Source organism: Brevundimonas sp. CURTG3B2_SDJG, from assembly GCF_057364705.1.
This window is the reverse complement of the sequence record NZ_JBNFOJ010000277.1, coordinates 1-3598: the sequence shown is the minus strand read 5'-3', so window position 1 is coordinate 3598 and position 3598 is coordinate 1. Positions and strand designations below refer to the sequence as shown.

General features: G+C 64.9%; 1 protein-coding gene and 1 pseudogene. One reads left to right on the top strand and one right to left on the bottom strand.

All coding sequences use genetic code 11. The annotated features are described in order from the left end of the window. The coding region (locus tag AC2W7C_RS14955) for a S41 family peptidase (protein ID WP_486002126.1) at nt 1–979 on the top strand (979 nt) is incomplete at its 5' end. 930 nt (nt 980–1909) lie between these two features. Here the strand turns inward: AC2W7C_RS14955 and AC2W7C_RS14950 are convergent. Further along, nucleotides 1910–3441: pseudogene (locus AC2W7C_RS14950) on the bottom strand (acyl-CoA carboxylase subunit beta). Nucleotides 3442–3598: the final 157 nt, after the last annotated feature.

The window sequence follows — 3598 nt, the reverse complement described above, 5'->3', positions numbered from 1 at the left end:
CGGCGTGACCCTGAGCGCCGCCCAGGCCGACGCCGTCGTCCTGTCGCTGGCCCAGGTGTTGCGCGAACGCTTCGCCTTCCGCGAACGGGGCGCCGAGGCCGCGCGCCAGATCAAGGCCATGCAAGGTCGCGGAGAGTTCCACGGCGCCCGCACCGCCGCCGACCTGCTGGCGCTGATCGAGGGCCGCGTCGCGCCGTTGGTGAACGACCGGCATTTCCGCATCCGCTACATGGGCCCCGAGATCACCGCCGGATTCACCGAAGGCCCGCCGGGACCAGAAGAACTTGCCGCGTACCACGAGGAGATGCGCCTGCGCGGGTCCGAGATTCCCGATGTCCGCTGGCTGGCGGGCAATGTCGGATACCTGCGGATCACCCGGTTCATGGACGCGCCGCCCACGACCGAGAAACTGGCCGCCGCCATGGGCATGCTGGCCGACACCGGCGCCCTGATCATCGACGTCCGCGGCGCCCCGGGCGGCGAGCCGGCCGGGGTCGCCGCCGTCATCGGCCACCTGGTCGACCGCCCCACGCCCACGGTTCACGTCTTCGATCCCTCCGGACGGCTGGAAGAGCCGAACTTCGTCGCCGAGCCCAGGACGCCGGGGTTCACCGATCGCCCCGTCTATGTGCTGATCGACCGCAAGACCGGGTCCGGCGCCGAAGAGTTCGCCTACGACCTCCAGGCCATGCGGCGCGCCACCCTGGTGGGCCAGACCACCTGGGGCGGCGCCACGCCCGGCGGCTACCGTCCCCTGGCCGAAGGCTTCGCCGCCTTCATCCCGATGCACGTCGTCACCAACACGGTGACCGGCGCCAACTGGGAAGGAGTCGGGGTCAAGCCCGACGTGGAGGTCCCGGCGGAGCAGGCGTTGGATGTGGCCCATCGGATGGCGCTGGAAGCCGTGCTGAGGGACGCCCGGGGCGTGCGACGGGCGATCGCCGACGGAAGGGACGTGGCGTCGCTGGCGGGCGGCTGAGGGGGGCGTCTCCCTTCCCTTCGTTTTCGTCATCCCGGGGGCCGCGCAGCGGAACCCCGGGATGACGAAAGTCATTTGAGAAACGGCCCCACCTTCTTCTCCAGCAGCGCCACCAGCTCGGGCTGCATCGAGGCGCAGTCGTCGGGTATGTCCAGGCAGATCACCCGGGCGCGCTTCAGATGCGCCTTAAAGCGGCGCCGCAGCCGGGTGCGATGGGCGCGGTGGGCGCGGTGTCGCGCTCCATGATGAAGATGACGTCGGCGTTGGCTCGGCCAGGCCGACTACTGAACTCGCCTAGCCACTCCAGACAAAACATCAATTTCATTTTTCATATCGGCAATTCTTTTGTCAATTTCACCGACCGCGATACGCGGACTCCAGAGATTATATAGATAAACTATACTTTGAAATGACGGGTGAACCTGATTCATCCGCCCCAAAGATATCAAAAGATAGTGACTTTCAACTATCGAACAGAAAGCCCTACCGAATATACTAAAGCCGGTCTGCTCATTAGCTACACCAGTAGAAAAATATGCAGCTACCGCTTCAAGCTCATTACAAACCATGCCGCTCAAATTTATGGCGGCGATGTTATTAGATTTTACGGCCCACTCGAGATTTTTCGACTTCTCGATACGAAAATCGGGCCCAGATCCCTTCAATTTATCTTGAATCTTGGCCTCTTTTATAGAGGCCCAAGCCTCGTTACTTTTGGTATCACTCGATTGACAAAAGCATTCGCGGCTTCGATTGCCTTTTCCTTGGCCGCCCTGATCGACCTCTGCTCACTGTCTTCCCTCAGGGCCTTAAGTTGACCGTAGGTAATTAGAAGGCCCACTAAAAGTAGGATTCCGCTGATGAGATACAGCAGTTCGACAAGAGGTCTTGCCTCAGAAATCCATTGATTCATCGCTTATCCCCACCCCACTAGAGCGGGATGTTGTCGTGCTTCTTCCAGGGGTTGTCCATAACCTTCCCCTTCAGCGTGCGTAGCGCCTTGATCAGCCGGCGCCGCGTGCCGTGCGGCATGATCACGTCGTCGATGTAGCCGAGCCCCGCCGCCACGAAGGGGTTGGCGAAGCGCGCCTTGTACTCGGCCTCGCGGGCCGCCAGCGCTTCCGGGTCGCCGGCCTCCTTGCGGAAGATGATCTCGACCGCGCCCTTGGCGCCCATCACGGCGATCTCGGCGCTCGGCCAGGCGTAGTTGACGTCGCCGCGCAGGTGTTTGGAGCTCATCACGTCATAGGCGCCGCCGTAGGCCTTGCGGGTGATGACGGTCAGCTTGGGCACGGTGGCCTCGGCGTAGGCGAACAGCAGCTTGGCGCCGTGCTTGATCAGGCCGCCGTACTCCTGGCGGGTGCCGGGCATGAAGCCGGGCACGTCGACGAAGGTGACCAGGGGGATGTCGAAGGCGTCGCAGAAGCGGACGAAACGGGCGGCCTTGCGGCTGGAATCGATGTCCAGGACGCCGGCCAGGACCTGGGGCTGGTTGGCGACCACGCCGACCGTCTGGCCGTCCAGGCGGCCGAAGCCGGTGACGATGTTCCTGGCGAAGTCGGCGCCGATCTCGAAGAACTCGGCCTCGTCGACCGTCTTCAGGATCAGCTCCTTGATGTCGTAGGGCTGGTTCGGATTGGCCGGGACCAGGGTGTCGAGCGAGGCCTCGTCGCGCTCGGGATCGTCGTAGCTGTCGCGGACCGGCGGCTTCTCGCGGTTCGACAGGGGCAGGAAGCCGATCAGGCGGCGGACCTCGCTGAGGGCCTCCAGATCGTTCTCGAAGGCGCCGTCGGCGACGCCGGACTTGCCGGCGTGGACGCGGGCGCGCCCAGGTCCTCGTGGCTGACGACCTCGTTGGTGACCGTCTTCACCACGTCCGGGCCGGTCACGTACATGTAGGAGGTGTCCTTCACCATGAAGATGAAGTCGGTGATGGCGGGGGAGTAGACGTCGCCGCCGGCGCAAGGGCCCATGATGACGCTGATCTGGGGGATGACGCCCGAGGCCAGGGTGTTCTGCAGGAAGATGTCGGCGTAGCCGGCCAGGCTTTCCACGCCTTCCTGGATGCGGGCGCCGCCGGCGTCGAACAGGCCGATGATCGGGGCGCCGTTGGTCAGCGCCATCTTCTGAATCTTGACGATCTTGGCGGCGTGAGCGCCCGACAACGAGCCCCCGAAGACGGTGAAGTCCTTGGAGAAGACGTAGACCAGGCGGCCGCCTATGGTCCCGCGGCCGGTGACGACGCCGTCGCCGGGGATGCGCTGCTTCTCCATGCCGAACTCGTGCGAGCGGTGCTCGACGAACATGTCGGTCTCTTCGAACGAGCCCTCGTCCAGGAGGACCTCGATCCGCTCCCTGGCGGTGAGTTTGCCCTTGGCGTGCTGGCTCTCGATGCGCTTCTGGCCGCCGCCGAGCTTGGCCGCGGCGCGGCGGGCTTCGAGCTGTTCGAGGATCTCTTGCATAGGGCGTCTCCTTGAAGCGCTGGCTTAAGGAGACGCGGGGGCGGAGGCAAGCGGCCCTCTCCTCGTCCCGGGGACGACGCCCTACAGGCGGTCCAGGCGGAGCCAGGCGGGGTCGCCCAGCCAGGTGCGGGACAGGGCGCGCCGGCGCGCGCGCGAG